Origin of the sequence: Xenorhabdus griffiniae (assembly GCF_037265215.1) — a bacterium.
In the GTDB taxonomy this organism is placed as follows: domain Bacteria; phylum Pseudomonadota; class Gammaproteobacteria; order Enterobacterales; family Enterobacteriaceae; genus Xenorhabdus; species Xenorhabdus griffiniae.
The window spans coordinates 1,889,966-1,908,798 of the sequence record NZ_CP147737.1; the positions used below are offsets into that span (position 1 = coordinate 1,889,966).

General features: G+C 38.5%; 20 protein-coding genes and 4 tRNA genes. 12 read left to right on the plus strand and 12 right to left on the minus strand.

Translation table 11 applies throughout. From position 1 onward, the window contains the following. Window positions 1–195: 195 nt before the first annotated feature. Window positions 196–909: a LexA family protein gene (locus tag WDV75_RS08455; RefSeq protein ID WP_273557358.1), complete on the minus strand. Its 714-nt coding sequence runs from the start codon at window positions 907–909 to the stop codon at window positions 196–198. A 97-nt stretch (window positions 910–1,006) separates the two neighbouring features. Between WDV75_RS08455 and WDV75_RS08460 the strand changes: the two genes are divergently transcribed. The 7 genes from WDV75_RS08460 to lldD all read left to right on the plus strand — a co-directional run bounded on the left by WDV75_RS08460 (window position 1,007) and on the right by lldD (window position 6,746). Next, on the plus strand, window positions 1,007–1,204 hold the full coding sequence (locus WDV75_RS08460) for a Cro/CI family transcriptional regulator (RefSeq protein ID WP_189761306.1): 198 nt from the start codon (window positions 1,007–1,009) through the stop codon (window positions 1,202–1,204). A gap of 110 nt (window positions 1,205–1,314) precedes the next feature. Then, window positions 1,315–1,767, plus strand: a complete 453-nt coding sequence (locus WDV75_RS08465; protein WP_273557359.1) for a DUF2335 domain-containing protein — start codon at window positions 1,315–1,317, stop codon at window positions 1,765–1,767. 205 nt (window positions 1,768–1,972) lie between these two features. After that, the gene (locus tag WDV75_RS08470; protein WP_273557360.1) at window positions 1,973–2,515 is read left to right on the plus strand and encodes an NADAR family protein; all 543 of its coding nucleotides are present in this window, start codon (window positions 1,973–1,975) and stop codon (window positions 2,513–2,515) included. A 489-nt stretch (window positions 2,516–3,004) separates the two neighbouring features. Next, the gene (locus WDV75_RS08475; RefSeq protein ID WP_189761381.1) at window positions 3,005–3,760 is read left to right on the plus strand and encodes a thioesterase II family protein; all 756 of its coding nucleotides are present in this window, start codon (window positions 3,005–3,007) and stop codon (window positions 3,758–3,760) included. Between the two features lie 196 nt (window positions 3,761–3,956). Beyond that, the gene (locus WDV75_RS08480) at window positions 3,957–4,784 is read left to right on the plus strand and encodes an alpha/beta fold hydrolase (RefSeq protein ID WP_273557361.1); all 828 of its coding nucleotides are present in this window, start codon (window positions 3,957–3,959) and stop codon (window positions 4,782–4,784) included. Window positions 4,785–4,928: 144 nt separating this feature from the next. Next, entirely contained in the window at window positions 4,929–5,531 is a 603-nt protein-coding gene (locus tag WDV75_RS08485; RefSeq protein ID WP_273557362.1) for an RBBP9/YdeN family alpha/beta hydrolase, read from the plus strand. A 72-nt stretch (window positions 5,532–5,603) separates the two neighbouring features. After that, the gene (gene lldD / locus WDV75_RS08490; protein ID WP_273557363.1) at window positions 5,604–6,746 is read left to right on the plus strand and encodes an FMN-dependent L-lactate dehydrogenase LldD; all 1,143 of its coding nucleotides are present in this window, start codon (window positions 5,604–5,606) and stop codon (window positions 6,744–6,746) included. Between the two features lie 421 nt (window positions 6,747–7,167). Here lldD and WDV75_RS08500 read toward each other — a convergent pair whose 3' ends face one another. Next, window positions 7,168–7,956 (minus strand): PhzF family phenazine biosynthesis protein, encoded by a 789-nt coding sequence (locus WDV75_RS08500; RefSeq protein ID WP_273557364.1) that lies wholly within the window; start codon window positions 7,954–7,956, stop codon window positions 7,168–7,170. A 344-nt stretch (window positions 7,957–8,300) separates the two neighbouring features. Between WDV75_RS08500 and WDV75_RS08505 the strand changes: the two genes are divergently transcribed. From WDV75_RS08505 to WDV75_RS08515, 3 genes are all read left to right on the plus strand, one after another. Then, window positions 8,301–8,690 carry a hypothetical protein gene (locus tag WDV75_RS08505; protein WP_273557365.1) on the plus strand — a complete coding sequence of 130 codons (390 nt, stop codon included), beginning with the start codon at window positions 8,301–8,303 and terminating at the stop codon, window positions 8,688–8,690. Between the two features lie 10 nt (window positions 8,691–8,700). After that, window positions 8,701–9,036 carry a hypothetical protein gene (locus tag WDV75_RS08510; RefSeq protein ID WP_273557366.1) on the plus strand — a complete coding sequence of 112 codons (336 nt, stop codon included), beginning with the start codon at window positions 8,701–8,703 and terminating at the stop codon, window positions 9,034–9,036. 272 nt (window positions 9,037–9,308) lie between these two features. Further along, the gene (locus WDV75_RS08515; protein WP_273557367.1) at window positions 9,309–9,770 is read left to right on the plus strand and encodes a hypothetical protein; all 462 of its coding nucleotides are present in this window, start codon (window positions 9,309–9,311) and stop codon (window positions 9,768–9,770) included. Window positions 9,771–9,880: 110 nt separating this feature from the next. Here WDV75_RS08515 and WDV75_RS22100 read toward each other — a convergent pair whose 3' ends face one another. Both WDV75_RS22100 and WDV75_RS08520 read right to left on the minus strand, forming a co-directional pair. Then, entirely contained in the window at window positions 9,881–10,333 is a 453-nt protein-coding gene (locus WDV75_RS22100) for a LysE family translocator (RefSeq protein ID WP_420497485.1), read from the minus strand. 225 nt (window positions 10,334–10,558) lie between these two features. After that, the gene (locus WDV75_RS08520) at window positions 10,559–11,500 is read right to left on the minus strand and encodes a Kdo(2)-lipid IV(A) acyltransferase (protein WP_273557368.1); all 942 of its coding nucleotides are present in this window, start codon (window positions 11,498–11,500) and stop codon (window positions 10,559–10,561) included. A gap of 346 nt (window positions 11,501–11,846) precedes the next feature. On the opposite strand from WDV75_RS08520, the gene WDV75_RS08525 reads away from it, so the two are divergent. Beyond that, a complete protein-coding gene (locus WDV75_RS08525) occupies window positions 11,847–12,905 on the plus strand; it encodes a rhodanese-related sulfurtransferase (RefSeq protein WP_273557409.1) in 1,059 nt (352 codons plus the stop codon). Between the two features lie 230 nt (window positions 12,906–13,135). Here the strand turns inward: WDV75_RS08525 and WDV75_RS08530 are convergent, their stop codons facing one another. The 8 genes from WDV75_RS08530 to WDV75_RS08565 form a co-directional block, all read right to left on the minus strand. Further along, complete coding sequence (locus WDV75_RS08530; protein WP_273557369.1) at window positions 13,136–13,729, minus strand: response regulator transcription factor; 594 nt, start codon at window positions 13,727–13,729, stop codon at window positions 13,136–13,138. Between the two features lie 213 nt (window positions 13,730–13,942). Further along, window positions 13,943–14,197 (minus strand): biofilm formation regulator BssS, encoded by a 255-nt coding sequence (gene bssS, locus WDV75_RS08535; protein WP_273557370.1) that lies wholly within the window; start codon window positions 14,195–14,197, stop codon window positions 13,943–13,945. A gap of 234 nt (window positions 14,198–14,431) precedes the next feature. Next, window positions 14,432–15,484, minus strand: a complete 1,053-nt coding sequence (gene pyrC / locus WDV75_RS08540) for a dihydroorotase (RefSeq protein ID WP_273557371.1) — start codon at window positions 15,482–15,484, stop codon at window positions 14,432–14,434. A 230-nt stretch (window positions 15,485–15,714) separates the two neighbouring features. After that, a tRNA-Asn gene (locus tag WDV75_RS08545) sits at window positions 15,715–15,790 on the minus strand. A gap of 297 nt (window positions 15,791–16,087) precedes the next feature. Then, window positions 16,088–16,163: transfer RNA gene (locus WDV75_RS08550), tRNA-Asn, on the minus strand. 258 nt (window positions 16,164–16,421) lie between these two features. Beyond that, window positions 16,422–16,497: transfer RNA gene (locus tag WDV75_RS08555), tRNA-Asn, on the minus strand. A 537-nt stretch (window positions 16,498–17,034) separates the two neighbouring features. Beyond that, window positions 17,035–17,110: transfer RNA gene (locus tag WDV75_RS08560), tRNA-Asn, on the minus strand. Between the two features lie 140 nt (window positions 17,111–17,250). After that, on the minus strand, window positions 17,251–17,760 hold the full coding sequence (locus WDV75_RS08565) for a YlaC family protein (protein WP_273557372.1): 510 nt from the start codon (window positions 17,758–17,760) through the stop codon (window positions 17,251–17,253). Between the two features lie 507 nt (window positions 17,761–18,267). Between WDV75_RS08565 and cspE the strand changes: the two genes are divergently transcribed. Beyond that, on the plus strand, window positions 18,268–18,480 hold the full coding sequence (cspE, locus tag WDV75_RS08570; protein WP_047766586.1) for a transcription antiterminator/RNA stability regulator CspE: 213 nt from the start codon (window positions 18,268–18,270) through the stop codon (window positions 18,478–18,480). Window positions 18,481–18,833: the final 353 nt, after the last annotated feature.

Genomic DNA, 18,833 nt, shown 5'->3' on the forward strand with positions numbered 1-18,833 from the left:
GTTATGCTTGTTTTTACAACGAGTAGTAAACTCTGGTGTTGAAATAACACGCTATAGTTTGTTGAATTAACATATCATATTGATTTTAAATTAAAAATAATACCCTGTCATTACGGCCAATGCTGTTTTTATAACTGGTCATGTCATTTGATAACAGGTAAGTCTAGTTCATTATTTTCAGGTAACTTACTATTTTCAAGGCAATTTCCCAATCCTCGCTTCCACAACCACTCCAATAATATGCACTTGATTATTAAGGGGAATCATATTGTATTGAGGATTTAATGGCTTTAAAAACGTGTCATATCCTTCAGTAATCAGCTGCTTGAAAGTGAGTTCCTTTTCTCCATCGAGTTTTGCTACAACTAAATTGTTGGGAGTCGGTTTAGCATCTGGATCAACTAAAATGATCATGCCTTGCGGGATGCTTAGCCCATTCGGCGATACCATGGAATCACCTTTTACTTCCAGCCAAAAAGCACGTTGTGAACATTCAGCACAGGTTTCATATACCCGCGCAGTGCGGTTTGTCTGGTATTTTTGAGCGAGATCTTCGCACCAATTACCTGCATTTACCCAGTCGAGTAGTGGATATTGTTTATGCAGGAACATATGACTGGCAAATGCAGCGTTATCACCATACAAGACAGAGACAAGTTTTCTTGCTTGTTTATCCAGTGATGGACTGAAATCTGCAATTTTGACTTCCAGTTTTTGGGCAAAGTAGGCCGCCATCTCCAGGTTAAGGGCGTTTATCCCGTTGAGATAGTGTGAAATTGCACTTTGTGTCTTGCCAATTTCTTCTGCAAGCGTTTCCTGAGAGATGCCGAGTCGTTTTTTCTTAGACTCAAATAGCGCTTTTAAGCGTGCTGCATCTGCAAGTTGTTCTGCTGTAAGTTTCTTTTTCATGGGATCATTTTAATACCAACGCTATTAAAATGATAAATACTAAAAGTATTGAAATATTTAATACTTTAGATATTATTTTGAGAGAAGGAGAAATCGTATGGAAAAAATACCATTATCAGAGTATGTAAAGTTGTATGGTCAAGTTAAAGCGGCTCGTTTGGTCGGTGTTCATCAAACAGCGATCAGTAAGGCATTGCGTTCAGGCCGGAAAATATTTTTAATTCGTCAAGAAGATGGAACCTACAAAGCTGAAGAATGTCGCCCGTTCCCTAGCCAAAAGCAAGGTGTATTGTGAATAACAAAGGTAGCAGAAGTGCGATTAATTCATCTTTTTTATAGGTTGAACTTAATTATCTCACTGATTTTATTAAAGCGTTTTTTGTGTATATTGCTGGGGGAGAAAACGTGAACGTTAACATTGGTCATTACTTCAGAGCGATAGGGAGCATTCTTGACATTATGCCCGTAAATGATTACCGCAATGCTTTAGATACTGATTCGTCAGATGGAGATTTACTCGAAAATAAAGAGATATCTCATTGTCTTGACTCATTTCCATCCCCTGAAGTATTGAAGAGTTATGAAACAATTTTGCCGGGTTACGCTGAAAGAGTAATCACTCTTAGAGAAAAGGAGCAGGTTTTTCAACATGAAAAGCAGAATAAAGCGTTGAATGGAGTGATAAACAGGGATAGGCGAGGGCAATGGATGGGCTTTTTCATTACCATATTTATTTTAATCATTGCGACTGTTTTTGCTTTTAGAGGTGAAATATTATTTGCGGGTACTTTAATCACTGTAGATTTGGTGGGATTGGTTTCTGTATTTGCCATTGGCCGTAAATTGAATATTAAATAATTTCAGAATAATATGAAGATTTATTCAAAAAACAGGCCGTTATTCTTACTTTTTTTGTTCTACATAAGTGATTTATCATTTATCTTGGTCGTTTTTATGCAATGTCAATTAAATTAATGTGATATGCATCGACAAACATAAAATAATTTGTATGATAGGGAATGTTTATGCATTAAAGATAAATTAGCATGTTTAGAGAGTTAATATGGATATTAAAACCTTATGTGATTTGCACCAGACAGGAAAAAAACTGAAATATCTTTTTTTCTGGGGGCATAAAACCAATCATTCCAAGTACATAACTAAATCTTGTTTAAGTCAGTGGTATCCGGCTCCATTTACTATTGATGGTATCAAATATGTCAGTGCGGAACATTATATGATGGCAGGTAAAGCCCGTTTGTTTAATGATCATGAAGCGCTGAAAAAAATTATTAATGCTAAAAATCCAGGTGCGGCAAAAGCCTATGGGCGTGAAATACGTGGGTTTGATCAGTCGATTTGGGATGAAAATCGGTTAAATATAGTGATTGAAGGAAATTTAGCGAAGTTTTCTCAAAACAAGCCTTTGGCAGCGTTTTTATTGAATACTGGGGATCAAATATTAGTTGAGGCTAGTCCCGTTGACCGTATTTGGGGGATCGGGTTATCAGAAAACACTCCTAACATTAATAATCCTTTGATATGGGATGGACTCAACTTACTCGGATTTGCATTAATGGCTGTGCGCGATAAATTAAAGGTATAAACTTAAGTATAGAGCTTATGGATTAGGCTCTATACGTATTAAACTTCAAGTTGCAATTTATAACACGATATGAAATCACACGTATCTTGAAGTTAGGTTGGTATATACTTTTTATTATCATCATGTTATCTATGTCTTGGGCATTTACTGATTCTCTTTTTCTTTGCATATAATCGCACCAAATCACACATTGTGTGTTAATTAATAATTATAAGCTAATCAATTTTTTCTGTTATAGAAAAAGGAATAAATAGTTATTATTCTTTCCCTAATGAATATTTTTCAACGTTATTTATAATCAATCGATTCCAAGTTACAGTTGTATACCAACCATCTTTCAAGATGTGTCTTATATCTCCCGCTACGCGGGGAGATATAAACAATCACATTGATTTGCAAGTTACAACTTGAAGTTGGATTGGTATAAACAACAAAGCAATAGCTTGAAGAGTTTATAGAATATCTCTTATCTGTTAGAGGAACTTCATTTTGTCTGATTCAGTTTTATTTTCTGCGATTAAAAGGCCCGAGGCTGGAGCACAACTGTTATTTTTTCATCACGCCGGAGGCTCTTGTTTTTCCTACATTGAGTTGGCTCACAAGTTATCTGAATTTATTGAAGTTTATTGTTTGGAGCTTGCAGGCAGGGGAATGCGTGTTTCAGAACCTTTTCAGGTGGATGTTGAAATTGTTTTGTCTGATATCCTTGCTGCAATAAAGCGTTTAAGGTTAGGAGAGGATAAACCTTTATTACTATTTGGGCACAGTTTAGGCGCGGAACTAGCTTATCAGGTTGCTCGTAGGCTGGAGAGTGAATTACCAGAAAAGCAATTAGCACTTATTGTCTCTGCCCGTGGTTGTATTGATCCCGAAGGGTTTAAAAATAAACCATGTGAGGAATATTCTGACGCTTATGTTTTGAATATCCTTGAGCAATGTGAAGGAACACCGCCAGATGTTCTTGCTAACTCCGAATTACGTAATTATGTGATCAAAACGATGAAAAATGATCTCATTTTGTTGGATTCTTTGTCTTTATTACCGAAAGTAAAGTTGAATATCCCAACCTATGTGATAGGCGGCGATCGGGATAATAGAGTTCCTGTCTCTCGTTTGGCGGAATGGCGGCGAGTGTTACCTGAGCCAATAGAACAACAAATTTTCACCGGAGGGCATTTTTACTTGTTTAATAATTATGCAGTAATTTCTTGGATTGAAAAACAAGTCAGAGAACTCGCAAGGTAGGCTAAAAATCATAATCTAATAATAAAGCAGCGACTTATACCAATCTAACTTCAAGATGTGTGTGATTTCTCCCCGCTTCGTGGGGATAAATCAGGTTTCATAATCGTGTCGTAAATTGCAACTTGAAGTTTAATGCGTATAGAGAATTCAGGGATTCGAGTCTAAAAAATAGACAATGTGCTATAACGGAAAAGCTATGACCAGATATCAAGAAAAGAAGATCACTGTTAAGGATGCTCAATTTGTGTATCTCCATAACCATGAGAATACTAAAACTCCCTTATTGTTTCTGCACGGTGCCTTGGCTGATAGCTATATGTGGCAGCGCCATATGATCGAATTGGAAGATATTGTATCACCGATGGCTTTGAGCTTGCGTCACTTTGGCGGGTCTGTAAAAGAGGGTAACTTTGGTATTGAAACACATGCTAATGATGTTATTGAAATTATCCGTGAAACAGGCTGTTCTCCGCTACATCTGGTCGCATGGTCTTATGGTGCTGATGTAGCATTATTGGCAGTATTAAAAGCACCTGAATTGTTCCGTAGTCTTTTTCTTTATGAACCTGGATATCCCTCTTATTTAACCGAAGACGAATTAGCGCTATTTATGGCAGATGCTCAAGCTATGTTTGGCCCTTTATTTGCGCTAACAGGAACAAGAAAAATGTCTGAGATGGTGGAAATTCTGATTGATGGTTCAGGAAATCAAAAAGGTTATTTTGCATCACAACCTGAAGCTGTGCGTATGGCTCAATTAGCCCAAGCAGATACGGTAACTAAGCAATTGAATAAAAATGAGAAGCCAGATATAAGTGTAAACGCCTTGGCGACGATAAAATTGCCAGTGCATGTTGCTTATGGCGAATATTCTCGTCCATTGTTTCAACTTGTTAGTGCGTCAGCAGCAAGAAATATTCCCAATTGTCAGTCGGAAATTGTCACAGGGGTAACGCATATGTTTCCTATAGAACAGCCAGCCGTTTTTAGCGCAAAGATAAAAAATTTTATTCAGAATGTATGAGTTGAATGGTAACTAACTTATGATCATGTCGTTGATTATTGACTTACCTCAATCTCAAACTCTTAACCAATCACATTGATTTGCAAGCGGCAACTTGAGGTCAGATTGGTATAAATAGATAAATTATTAAATAGGAGAAAATGCGTGATATCAGAAAAAATAAGTGGTCAAGGGCTGTTTTCTGGCAAAAGAATAATTATTGTTCATGGATATACTGCTTCGCCTTCATCCCATTGGTTCCCTTGGTTAAAAGAGAAACTTACTGAACAGGGGGCAGAGGTTATCATACCTACAATGCCTGATACATCGTCTCCTAAACCTGAAGCTTGGGCTAAGATGTTGATGGAAGTCGTCTCTAAGGCAGACAAAGACTCGATTTTTGTTGGTCATAGTCTTGGTTGTATTATGCTATTGCGGCATTTAGAAACGATCCGTTCTCAGCATCTTCATATTGGTGGATATATTTTGGTTTCCGGATTTGACTCTCCTCAAATTACTTTACCAGAATTGGATTCTTTTGTTGTTGAACCGTTAGATTATGCTTTCTTACGTGAAATAACCGAACACCGTTTTTCACTTATTTCATCTAATGATGAAATTGTTTCTCCGCAATCCTCTCTGGCTTTGGCTCATTCGTTGCAAACAGAATTAATTAATATTGATAATGGTGGACATTTCCTTGATAGGGATGGATTCACGCATTTGTTACCTGTTTATGATATTTTGGAAAATATGCTATCAGAATGAATATATACGCATCTTGGAGTTAGATTGGTATACCATAAAATGCGTGAATAACTTTACATTAGGATAGATATTATGATTATTTCCGCTTCAACTGACTATCGGGATGCGGCACAAGCCAAGTTACCGCCTTTTTTGTTCCATTATATTGATGGTGGAGCCTATGCAGAGCATACCCTTAAACGTAATACTACAGACTTATCCAATATTGAGTTACGCCAGCGTGTATTGAAGGATATGTCCAAATTAAGTCTGGAAACCAGTTTATTCGGCGAGAAGATGTCAATGCCGGTGACACTGGGTCCCGTTGGACTGACAGGAATGTATGCGCGTCGTGGTGAAGTGCAAGCGGCACGTGCCGCAGCTAAGAAGGGGATTTCATTTACTTTGTCGACGGTGTCAGTATGCCCGATTGAAGAAGTCGCTCCTGCAATAGATCGCCCAATCTGGTTTCAGCTCTATGTGCTAAAGGATCGTGGTTTTATGCGCAATGTACTGGAAAGGGCACAGGCTGCGGGAGTCAAAAATCTGGTATTTACCGTTGATATGCCAGTCCCTGGGGCGCGTTACCGTGATGCACATTCCGGTATGAGTGGCCCGAATGCGGCCATGCGTCGTATTTTGCAGGCGATGACGCATCCTCAATGGGCATGGGATGTTGGGTTGTGGGGCAAACCACACGATCTGGGTAATATTTCTGTATATCGTGGTAAACCGACTAAATTGGAAGACTATATTGGCTGGTTGGGAAATAATTTTGATCCCTCAATCTCATGGAAAGATTTGGAATGGATCCGTGATTTCTGGAAAGGGCCAATGATTATCAAAGGCATTCTTGATCCAGAAGATGCCAAAGATGCTGTCCGTTTTGGGGCTGATGGCATTGTGGTCTCAAATCATGGCGGACGTCAGCTTGATGGTGTTCTGTCAACGGCACGGGCCTTACCTGCGATTGCGGATGCAGTCAAAAACGACATTACTATTCTTACTGATTCCGGTATTCGAACTGGATTGGATGTGGTGAGAATGATTGCCCTGGGTGCGGATAGTATTTTGCTAGGGCGTGCTTTTGTTTATGCATTGGCTGCGGCAGGTGAAGCGGGTGTTTCTAACTTGTTGGATCTGATTGACAAAGAAATGCGGGTAGCGATGACTTTAACCGGAGCGAAATCGATTTCGGAGATTAATTCAGATTTACTGGTGAGTAATGGTAGATGACGCTATGTTGGTCAGCAAAATTTATTTGCTGACCTTATCTACTAATACCAATAGGACGATATCCCTGCCATGCAGGTTTATCTGGCTCTCAGTTAAGTGGATATGATAGCTATTGACTTGTCTAAGGAGCAGGTAATCATCAACATCTTTCAGATTATCTTGATGTAATTAGCTATAGCCAGACAGTAAACCTCCTTTGGCTTTTTCCTTCGCTTCTTCTATTTTTTCTACTACAGCAAATTGTCGTGAGCTTCAATATTAGATTTTCCAGCATTTCCACCAAGATAAAACATGTATACGCATTAAACTTCAAGTTGCCATTTACAACACGATATGAAATCTGATGTCTCCCCGCTTCGCGGGGAGATGCCACACGCATTTTGAAATGAGATTGGTATATAATTGAGGCATTTTTTCCTGCTTATATATTTTCTAGCAATATCTCACCGTGTGAAAAGAGCCTCGCTTTACCTGTCAGATAAACACGATCCCCATTTATGCGACATGACATTTCACCGCCTCGTTCAGATAATTGACGGGCATAAAGCTCAGTTTTATTGAGCCGTTTTCCCCAAAAGGGAGCAAGAACACAATGGCTAGAGCCTGTAACAGGATCTTCATTGACACCTTTAGCTGGCGCAAAATAGCGAGAAACAAAATCAATGGATGAATCACCGAGAGCGGTAATGGTCAATCCTGGCAAGGGCAGGGCAGCAATTTTATCAAAATCGGGTTGGGTATTGAGGATTTGTTCTGCGGAATCCAAAACACAAATATAACGATCATGTGAAGCCAATACTGCGGAAACATTTTGTCCCAGGGCATCTTGTATGACAGGGATGAGGTCATTTTCTTCATGACAATCGGCGATAGGAAAATCCAATGTAAAAACACCATCTTGATGAGAAACTCGGAGTTCACCGGAGCGGCTTTTGAATGTAAGTAACGTTTCTTGAATGTTGCGATGGGTTATAAGGACAAACGCAGTCGCCAGCGTTGCATGTCCACATAAATCGACTTCGACTTTAGGTGTAAACCAACGTAGATGATTTTCTACCAAAAAAGCGGTCTCTGGCAGGCCAATTTCAGCAGCGATAGAAATCAGTATGTCATCTGTTGGCCATTTATCCAGCAAAACAACCGCAGCGGGATTGCCAGAAAACGATTTTTCCGTAAAGGCATCGACGTGATAAATAGGATATGGATGCATCAGAATCTCTCTTAATTTTTATAATGAAAAGCCAAATATATACGTATTAAACTTCAAGCTGCAATTTACAACACGATATGAAACCTGATTTCTCCCCACGAAGCGGGGAGAAATCAAACGCATCTTGAAGTTAGATTGGTATAGAATGTTGAAAACTTATTGATTTGTAAAGAGTTATTTTGTTTGATTGCAAAATACACAGAAATTGTAGTGTTGACCTTAGGTGATAATGGTTATTAAATAATAATTGGTTGTTATAGTTCCACTAAGGAAAAATATGAAAATCAAAGGATACTATTGCCTGTTTTTTTATTTTGCCAGCGTGGTTTTCTCAGGCTCTGGCTTTGGATTTAAGCTATCAGGGCGATATACCCGCAGCTAACAGACCTTCAGAAGAATACCCGAAAAAAACGTTCAGTCTGGACAGTTCGGACTACGAAAATTGGAACATGGAGAAACTGGCTAAAGGTAATACTTTAGCTGGGAAGCAGGAGAGGAAACTGCATAAGTATGATGATAAATTTGAGAGAAAGAGGCTGGGACTTCCTCATGATTGGTATGCGCAGGACTCTGATGATTATCCAGTATGCAACAGAAAAACCTTAGACCAGAGATGTCAGGCTTTAGTATGCAACAGAAACATCTTAGACCAGAGATGCAAAGATTTTGGTATGCAAGCTCAAGCTAAACGTCTCCAGGCTGAAAGCCAAACGTCATTATCATATCCCCATTAAGGAAAAGTATATGAAAATTAAAGGATCTTATTGCCTGTTTTTTATTTTGTCAGTGTGGTTTTCTCAGGCTCAGGCTTTGGATTTAAGCTATAAAAGCGATATACCCGCGGATAACAAACCCTCAAAAGCGTACCTGAACAAGAGGGACAAATTGCACGATGGAAATTGGGACAGAGAGAAATTGGCTAAAGATAATACCTTAGCAGAGAAGCAAGAAAATGAACAGAAAGAGTATAATAATCGATCTTCTGGTTGGTATAATTCAAACAGCTTTAGCATTAAGGATTATCCTCCCAATCCACAAGATCTAAAGCGAGATATAGAACGCTTCATGAAACAAAACTGATCGTATTCAGAGGGCAAACTAAACGTCATTGCTATAGGACAACAAATCAAAAAAGGCTTGATATTTTATTAATTGAGCCTGCGCCGTTAGCGAAGACTTAGACTTTCTCTGAAGCCGTGATGCACAATATGATAATAATTAATTGTTATATACCAATCGTCTTTCAAGATGCGTCTTATATCTTTCCCGCTACGCGGGAAGATATAAATAATCACTTTGATTTGCAAGCTGCAACTTGAAATTGGTTTGGTATAGGCCTAATAAGGAATGATATGAAAATAAAAGGATCCCATTACCTGTTTTTTATTTTGTCAGTTTGGTTTTCTCAGGTTCAGGCTTTGGATTTAAGCTATAAAAGCGATATACCCGCGGATAACAAACCCTCAAAAGAGTATCTGAAAAAGAGGGATACACTGGATAGTGGTAATTGGAACACTGAAAAACTGGCTCAAGATAATGCCTTAGCCGAGAAGCGGGAGAATGAACAGAAAGAATATCATGATAAATTTAATCAGCATCACAGTGGACTTGATAAAGAAAGCTGGAAACTTTCTTATGATTGGAATGATCAACAGCTTAAATTTTCCCATAAGCCACAAAATGACTTTATGCATCATTTCAGAGAGCAGGATAAACGTAGTTGCTATAGGGAAACAAAACAGAAATTAGAGAAAGAGCAGGGGAATGGCTATTCCTATGCTGATATTGCCGACGCCTGCTCCCCTTACTATTAAGTGAGTTAACACAGGCTTAAACTTGTGGCTTAAATGTAACAAAAACTAAAAATAGTGTGCAAGGATGCCAAAAATAGCGAAAGGATTCGTAAATTTAATAGCAAAAGGTATTAAACGATTGGCAGACGCTGATCAATACATAAGTTAATGGCTAATGCTATAAATATTAAACTGGTGATCCTATTAAGAATAGTTTGTACGGATGGTTTACTGGATATCATTTTATTTAGAAATCCGGACAAATAGGATATGAAAGTAAATACAATAAAAGCAATTACAACAAATATTAAACCTAGATATAATAATTGAAGCGATACTGGAATAGCGATTGTATTGTCAGTAGTAAACTGAGGCAGAAAAGCCAAAAAGAAAATAATTACTTTTGGATTTGATAGGTTCATAAACAAACCTTTCTTAATGAGTTTTTTTGTGTCATGAAAACTTTTGGTGTTGTTTTTGAGGTGAATAGGCTTTGCCTTGAAGGCTCCCCAAGCTAGATAGGTTAAATAAAATACACCAAATAGCCTGATAATTTCAAAGGCCAGTGTATTAGCTTGTATTATTGTTTTGAAGACTCAGTTAGGTTAAGTGTTTGCAATATTGATACTAAAGCTGGTAATAATTTGTAATTATTCAAGATGTACTTTCCATGGAATGAAATATCTAATGATTATAATAATCTTATGTAACTAATGGGGTTCCTGGATACAATACCACTAAATATTCCTGACTTAAATACGGGAAAGATATTGGCTGTTACTTAGGAAATAACAGCCAGATGGTGTTTATCAGTGAATATTATCGTTGTCACCATACAAAGATGGCATACCTTTAGGGCGAGTTTTGAAACGGCGATGTAACCACATATATTGATCGGGTGCCTGCATAATTTCCTTTTCGATCACCTTATTCATGAATGTTGCTGCTTCTGTTTCATCTTGCAGCGGAAAATTTTCTACCGCGGGCTGAATAATTAACTCATAACCCTTTCCATTGGGTAACCTTCGCGGCGTAAAAGGGATCAGCGCAGGTTTGGCTAAACGGACGAGAATTGAGGTTCCGGTCGTAGTTGCAGCGTGTTCCACAGCGAATAATGGGGCAAATACACTGTTACGTGGGCCATAATCGTGATCAGGGGCGTACCAGACAATTTCACCATTTTTTAGGCATCGGATCATGCCTTTAACATCTTTTCTGTCCAGCATGTATTTATTGGAACGGAGCCTCCCCCAAGTTTGTAGCCAATCCATGACAGGGTTGTCATTGGGACGATAAACACCAATACCAGGGTTTAGCATACCAAAAATACGCGCCCCCAATTCCAGCGTTAAAAAATGGATACCAATGACAATAATCCCCTGGCCTGTGGATTGCACTTGTTGGATATGCTCCCGTCCAGTAACTTTAAACCAACGCTTGACGCGCCAGTCAGGCCAAAACCAGGCCATTCCTGTCTCAAACAGGCCCATGCCAACAGATTCGAAATTTCTGACTAGCCATTCCTGCCGTTTCTCTGCTGGCATATCAGGGAAACAAAGTGCCAAATTGCGCTCTGCGACTTTGGCTCGTTTTTTTAAGAAACGTAGTGAAAGTCGCCCAAGTCGGGTTCCCATCCAATAAATCGCTGGATAAGGTAGTAAAACTAGTAAATAAAGTATGCCAATACCTAGCCAGGTCAGCCAGTAGCGGGGATGTAAAAGCGAACGACAAAAAGGAGGTGCTTGTATCATGTGTTTTCTGTGTGTTATTTGTTATCTTGAATCGGTTTCAATCTGTCTGAGTTATAGAGGCCCAAGATAGACTCTAAAAATCGTATTGGTGTATTGTGACACCTTTTAGTGAAATATCGAAATCTTGTGGCACTAAATCGTAAATCTGAGGGTAACTTATTTGCCAGATTCACTGTCTGGCAAGGTTTTGCTGTCTCTGCCCTCGTAGTCACCATCCCACGGTATTGGCGTAATGGAAAAGCATAAATCACTATCCGCTAACGGCCATTTTCGTTATGATATCCAGCCACCAATGGAACGACCATTGAAGTTTTTATTTTTTAATCGAAATTCAGGAAAGTACACCATGCCAGTGTTACATAACCGTATTTCTAACAAAGAGTTGAAAGAACGCATGTTGGCTGAAATTGAGCCGCGCACTACCATCTCTTTTTATAAATATTTCACCATTTCCGCACCACAGGATTTTCGCGATAGCCTGTATCAAAAGTTCACTGAGTTATCTGTCTTTGGGCGGGTTTATATCGCTAGAGAAGGTATCAATGCACAAATTAGTGTGCCTTCCAAAAATGTCGATGCGTTGAAAGCATTATTGAATGAGACCGATCCGGCATTATGTAATCTGCGCCTTAACATTGCGTTAGAAGATGATGGCAAATCATTCTGGGTACTGCGCATGAAAGTACGTGAGCGCATTGTTGCAGATGGTATTGAAGATGAAACTTTTGATCCATCTAAAACAGGTGAATACCTGAAAGCGGAGCAGGTTAACCAAATGTTGGATGATCCTGACACGGTCTTTGTCGATATGCGTAACCACTACGAATACGAAGTTGGGCATTTCGAAAATGCAATTGAGGTTCCATCAGATACGTTTCGTGAACAGCTGCCAATGGCTGTAGAAATGCTGAAGGACAATAAAGATAAAAATATTGTTATGTACTGTACTGGCGGAATTCGTTGCGAAAAAGCAAGTGCTTATATGTTGCATAACGGCTTTAACAAAGTTTACCACGTAGAAGGTGGTATTATTGAGTATGCCCGTAAAGCGAAAGAACAAGAATTGCCAGTTCGTTTTGTTGGCAAGAACTTTGTTTTTGATGAGCGTATGGGTGAGCGTATCACTGAAGATGTTATTGCTCACTGTCATCAATGCGGAGCGACGTGTGATAGCCATACTAACTGTAAGAACGATGGTTGCCATTTGTTATTTATCCAGTGTCCATCTTGTGCAGCACGTTTCGAAGGCTGTTGCAGCGATGCTTGCCGTGAAGAGATGCAACTGCCAGAAGAAGAACAGCGCTCCCGTCGTGCAGGAAGAGAGAATGGAGCTAAGATTTTTAATAAGTCCCGCTATCGATTGAGTGATGGTTTGAATATGACATCACTGCAATCTATTAAATAGTCATGCTTTGAGTCATATACGCATTAAACTTCAGGTTGCAATTTACAATTATATGAAACGCGATTTCTCCCTCGCGAAACGGGGGAGAAATCACATGCATCTTGAAGTTAGATTGGTATAGTCGTTTCCATTTTTCAAATTATAGTTTTATTCTGTGTGATTACTTATTCCATTCACATAACAAATTATGTGAATGGGAGTTTTATACTAAAATAGATTATTCGAAAGACTTAACAAAAATATTTAAAGATATTGTAAATAAAAAATAGCTCTATTTTGTTAGATACCCCTATTTTTTCGATAATATGTCTCTTATGTGAATAAACCGTACTATTGCTAATTTTTAGTGTTTTGGCAATCTTGTGGGTATCCATTTCTAACATCCAATAATAGATGATACGATTTTCCTGATGACTGAAAATAGAACTAGGCGCACTAAAATTAGAAAAATAACATTGAATATCATATGATGCCATTTCTTTTAGGCGTTTAAGTAATATCGTTAGATCTTTCTTTTTTAATATAAAATCCTTATTTGTCAGTTGGATAGGTGTTTCCTTGATAGGGTATGTTTTGTCTACATAAATATAGTTACGAGCGCCATAAACTGAAGAAACTAATAACGCCAGTTGTTCACAGTATTCACTGTAGTAACCATAACTAGTCAAATTCGCTAAAATAATATCTGGAGAGAAGACAGGCAAAATATTTATGGCATCACGTATTGATGTCGCTCCTAAAGAGAGGATATCTGTGTTTTCTTTTAGGGATTCAATAATTCCCTGGCGTGTATAATAGCACTCATCAATGATTAATAGTTTCATTACTTGAACATCCTTGTTCTGCTATGGTTATATTTAAATAATCAGCTTAATAGCTAAGAATTAGGCAGGTGAAAGCGGACGTATAATACAATATTATGAAAGATAATAAACCATATGGATAATTTTATTGGTTGATATGTGTTCGTTTGTTCATTTGGGACACTCAATATATTGAGTGTCCGAATGTGTTGAAGGGCGAAAGCTAAGTTATTGTTAATGTTTAATATGATCAAGTTGGCTGTATTCTGAGGATTCTATTTTTTCAATCCCGGCTTGTAAAATGAGGATAAGCTGTTTGGCTACGCCTGTTGTTAACCATAACGTTTTGTCAACATTGACATTTTCTGTTGTATGATCTTGGGTGGATGAGTAATGAAGGCGTATCATCATGGCGTCATAGGCATCGACAACGCTGATATCCCAGCCTACAACAGGATGTGTTTGAATTATTTCATTTTCTTTTCCCATATAACCTCCTAATCAGACTACAGAATCATTATTAATATAATTGACTAAGAGCAGAAGGTCTCGTCTAAGACAAGCCCTTAGCAGTATAAACCTTTTTGGCAATCTAAGAAGTGAAAAAAGCAGGATTTTTTGCATCAGAATGGAGAAAAGCCATTATGGGTTATTTCTGCTTCTTATCAGGTCGGGATTGTGCGGAAATATAGAACAATTTCCGCACGAAGGCATATGCTAAAGTTACTCACATACCCTGACATCCCATCCTGCATCTTCTCCTGCAAGGAATGGAATTAATTTTTCGTCACCACACTCGATGTATTCAACAACGGCAGTTGGTTTGCGAGTGAGTTCGATAAAGCCATCATTAACTGGCAAACCGTAAAATGCAGGGCCGTTCAAGGAGCAGAAGGACTCGAAATATTCTATTGCCCCCATTTCTTCAAAAACCGTCGCATAGGCCGCCAGGGCGGTTGGGGCATTGAAAACGCCTGCACAGCCACAAGAAGATTCTTTGCGGTGCAGTACATGAGGAGCAGAATCTGTACCTAAGAAAAAGCGGTTACAACCACTGGCAACTGCTGCTCGGAGGGCTTCTTGGTGAATATTGCGTTTTAGTACAGGCAAGCAGTAAAGATGGGGACGAATACCACCAACCAACATATGGTTGCGATTGAACATTAAGTGTTGTGGTGTCAACGTCGCGCCTAATTTATCGTTGCCTTCTAGGACATATTCTGCGGCTTCTTTGGTTGTAATATGTTCGAAAACAATTTTTAATTCAGGAAATTGCTGGCGCAATGGCTCCATTACCTGTTCGATAAAGCGCGCTTCACGATCAAATATATCAATATGAGAAGCGGTAACTTCCCCGTGGATCAGCAATGGCATACCTATTTTTTCCATGGTTTCCAATAATGGATAGATCTTTTTGATATCGGAAACACCGTGGCTGGAATTTGTTGTTGCATTGGCGGGGTAAAGTTTGCAAGCGGTAAAGATGCCTTCTTTATGGCCAATCTCAATTTGATTGCTGGTTGTTGAATCTGTCAGATAACAAGTCATAAGAGGTTGAAAATGATGATCTGACGGTGTCGCTGCAATTATCCTCTCTTTATAGGCTTTGGCGCTGGCAACATCTGTCACTGGAGGGACGAGGTTGGGCATGACGATAGCTCGGCCAAAAAAACGGCTGGTATGGGGGACAATGGTTTTTAACATATCACCATCACGAAAATGGACATGCCAGTCGTCAGGGCGGCGAATTTTAATTGTATATGATTCAGTGGTCATGGAACCGGCTCCAGAATATAAGTGAAAAATGATGGATGCTGATTCAGCAATCCTTAAGCCGGAGGAGAATGATAAAGTGAAAATAGCTAAATAGCTATTATTGAATGATAATATTCTCTAGATTTTGCAAAATTAGAATTTTAAGCTTATTTGGTATGAGGGTACGTAGAGGAAATTATCGTATCAAAAAAGGAAAAAATAGAAGTAACAACACGAGGGTGAATTGAATTTGGCTCCTCCAGCTGGACTCGAACCAGCGACATACGGATTAACAGTCCGCCGTTCTACCGACTGAACTATGGAGGAACTCCTTCAAGACGGGGCGAATATTAACGGCATTTTTGGCGTTTGTCAAAGCAGAAAATAGTAATAACTGTTCGATTGCTGACAATCTGTACGTTATGTGTGTTTTTTGACTAAATCTGGCTAAATTACGGTAAATAAAGAGGCAATAGTGGAACATAGGAGTAAGTAACCGAAGAGGAAAACAATAAGAACGCTCCCTAAAAAATGGAGGTACTAAAAAGAGGAAGGATAAAAAAAACAGGAAACCAGAAAGCAAAAAACCTGATTAGATAAACTAATCAGGTTCTTCAAAATATTTGGCTCCTCCAACTGGACTCGAACCAGTGACATACGGATTAACAGTCCGCCGTTCTACCGACTGAACTATGGAGGAACTCCGTTTAAGTGGCCCGAATAATAACGGCACTTTTTATGTTTGTCAAAGCAGAAAATAGCAATAAGTGTTTGATTGCTTGCAATATGTGCTTATTGAGTTGTTTTTGATCTTTTTATGTTTTCAGCATAGGTAATCATGTCGGCAAAGCTGTTTGAAATAGAGAATAAAGAGATGGAGATAACAGGGGATGGATAACTGCGGGTATCCAAAAGCAAAAATCCCGACTAGCAAAGCTAATCGGGATTTCCAAAAATCTGGCTCCTCCAGCTGGACTCGAACCAGCGACATACGGATTAACAGTCCGCCGTTCTACCGACTGAACTATGGAGGAATCGGGTTGTTCCTGAGAACGGTGCGGATAATACAGTGAATGGTTTTATGTTGTAAAGTAAAAAAATTAAAAATAAAACCAATTGATCTGTTTTTCACCGAAATGGCTTTTTTAGGCTATTTTTTGCTTAGAAAATAGCTAATAATTTGGGTTTTTGTTGATTTTATCATGTTTATTGTTTTTTGTTTTTCCTGGAAAAACTCAACTTATTTTATATTCGTTGTTTTTATCTCTGTTTTTGTCGAATTCTATACGCATTAAACTTCAAGTTGTAATTTACAACACTGTATGAAACGTGATTTGAAGTTAGATTGGTATCAGTAGAACATACCAGATGTTACAAAGTAGATATGTGCAGGATTGACTTTTAATAGATACTGGCAACAAGTACAAAGCACGTTGATCTTAATAATGGGGAAAAAATCAGAATGAAAAAAAACGGCTTCCCAATTGGGAAGCCGCTTAAAAAGGCTTAGGCTAAGTTACCTTTCTCAACCTTAATATCACGCTAACTTACTTCAGCGAGATATTTGAATTTGGCTCCTCCAGCTGGACTCGAACCAGCGACATACGGATTAACAGTCCGCCGTTCTACCGACTGAACTATGGAGGAATCGGGGTGTTCCTGAGAACGGGGCGAATATTAGCGATGAACTGGAATAGTGTCAACGCAAAAATTCTTTTTTCTTACTGTTTGCTCATTACATAAGCTTCTTGGTTTATCATTGTACTATTTTATTGAATCCATTACCTTTATGCGCTTTTATTAACCATGTTAATAGATTGAGCATAGGGTGATTGTTCCGAACAAGCGAGCATAAACACATCATAAAAACAAACCCTCTGTTTCTTCCGCATGATATGCTTGATGTCATCTTTGATTGTATTCGGCACTTGGGGATGAGTAAGTATCTTATTGAGCGCTTTTTCAGAAATTTGTTCGTTGACAAACCATTCACCGTTATAGCATACCCGTAAATCAAGTACGTCAATGTCTTCGAAATGATAGACGGGCTTGATATCAAATAGCAGAATGCCTGCCATAGCAATAAAGGCGAGGGTGAATGCAAAAAGAGACCAGGTGCCAAAATAGGGGGCGTACCACATGAGCATAGCAAGAAAAGCATAGGCAATGATCATCGCCAGACACAAATAGGGATGATGGCGAATAAAAATGCTGTTGAAATGTACTTTACCATCACGATGCTCTTTAAGATTGATCCGCTCAATATCTTGAATCAATATCTGTTTTATGATTTTCATAATACTAACCCACTCATTTGTAGAAATTGTGTCGTAAAAAATGCTGTAAAAATCGTGATCGAATTGAAAGTTATGGCATTTTCAAGGTTAGCATGTCCTGAACCTATATCTGTATAGCAATTGCTTTAATTTATTTGGCAAATTGTTATTGTTGGCAAGCAATATCTTGCATTTTTCTCGCTAAGAAAAAGTTGAATAAATCAAATAAAATTATAAAAAAACCTGTTTATTATGTTATTCTGTTCTAATATTGAGCGTCTGAGTTTTTTTTAAAACGATAATACATAAAAAGGTTGATATTCGTGTGCGGTCATGCGTTAATGCGTTTGGCCTGATTAACAGACCTACTTTATGTACGACATATTGAGTTAATGAGTTATGTGTAAGTGCTATCCCTCTGGTAGCCTTTGTTGACCGTTTCCTTCTTAGTGCCTCCATAAGTAATAGCTGATACTGGCCAACACATGCCCGAGGTGGCGAGTTTTTTTTGATATATAGGAAAGTCAAATGTCTGACAAAATGAAAGGTCAAGTGAAGTGGTTCAACGAATCTAAAGGCTTTGGTTTCATCACTCCAGCTGATGGTAGCAAAGACGTATTCGTACATTTCTCTGCCATTCAAGGTAATGGTTTCAAAACCTTAACAGAAGGCCAGAACGTAGAATTCACCATTGAAAATGGTGCTAAAGGCCCAGCAGCAGCAAACGTGACTGCTATCTAACTTCTGCCTTATGCCTTATTTAAGCTCGCCAGCGGAAATGCCGCGGCGGGCTTTTTGTTTTCCTGCACCGTGTTTTCTGCATCATAAAATTTATTTCACCAGTCTCATTTTAGATGTTCGATTCTAAAATTTCCGCAGGTTATTTATTGGGTTGACAAAAAATAACATAGAGAAAGTCAGCGAAGAAAACGGAAAGTCATTTCTGTTTTGTAGAACAATCTGCTTGTTTAAGGCCTTTACTTGTTAATTTTAACTGTTTATACTCCCCCGCAAATTCTATTGGAGAACGATTAATTGGACAGTCGAAGTTTTTGGTTAAATAAAAAAATAATCTGGTAAGCTGTTCATATCCT

Coding starts and splice junctions, on each gene's coding strand:
- WDV75_RS08455 (WP_273557358.1), bottom strand. CDS start 909: ATGAAAAAGAAACTTACAGCAGAACAACTTGCAGATGCAGCACGCTTA.
- cspE (WP_047766586.1), top strand. CDS start 18,268: ATGTCTGACAAAATGAAAGGTCAAGTGAAGTGGTTCAACGAATCTAAA.
- WDV75_RS08530 (WP_273557369.1), bottom strand. CDS start 13,729: ATGAAACTATTAATCATTGATGAGTGCTATTATACACGCCAGGGAATT.
- WDV75_RS08525 (WP_273557409.1), top strand. CDS start 11,847: ATGCCAGTGTTACATAACCGTATTTCTAACAAAGAGTTGAAAGAACGC.
- lldD (WP_273557363.1), top strand. CDS start 5,604: ATGATTATTTCCGCTTCAACTGACTATCGGGATGCGGCACAAGCCAAG.
- WDV75_RS08500 (WP_273557364.1), bottom strand. CDS start 7,956: ATGCATCCATATCCTATTTATCACGTCGATGCCTTTACGGAAAAATCG.
- pyrC (WP_273557371.1), bottom strand. CDS start 15,484: ATGACCACTGAATCATATACAATTAAAATTCGCCGCCCTGACGACTGG.
- WDV75_RS08515 (WP_273557367.1), top strand. CDS start 9,309: ATGAAAATAAAAGGATCCCATTACCTGTTTTTTATTTTGTCAGTTTGG.
- WDV75_RS08565 (WP_273557372.1), bottom strand. CDS start 17,760: ATGAAAATCATAAAACAGATATTGATTCAAGATATTGAGCGGATCAAT.
- WDV75_RS08480 (WP_273557361.1), top strand. CDS start 3,957: ATGACCAGATATCAAGAAAAGAAGATCACTGTTAAGGATGCTCAATTT.
- WDV75_RS08510 (WP_273557366.1), top strand. CDS start 8,701: ATGAAAATTAAAGGATCTTATTGCCTGTTTTTTATTTTGTCAGTGTGG.
- bssS (WP_273557370.1), bottom strand. CDS start 14,197: ATGGGAAAAGAAAATGAAATAATTCAAACACATCCTGTTGTAGGCTGG.
- WDV75_RS08470 (WP_273557360.1), top strand. CDS start 1,973: ATGGATATTAAAACCTTATGTGATTTGCACCAGACAGGAAAAAAACTG.
- WDV75_RS08460 (WP_189761306.1), top strand. CDS start 1,007: ATGGAAAAAATACCATTATCAGAGTATGTAAAGTTGTATGGTCAAGTT.
- WDV75_RS08520 (WP_273557368.1), bottom strand. CDS start 11,500: ATGATACAAGCACCTCCTTTTTGTCGTTCGCTTTTACATCCCCGCTAC.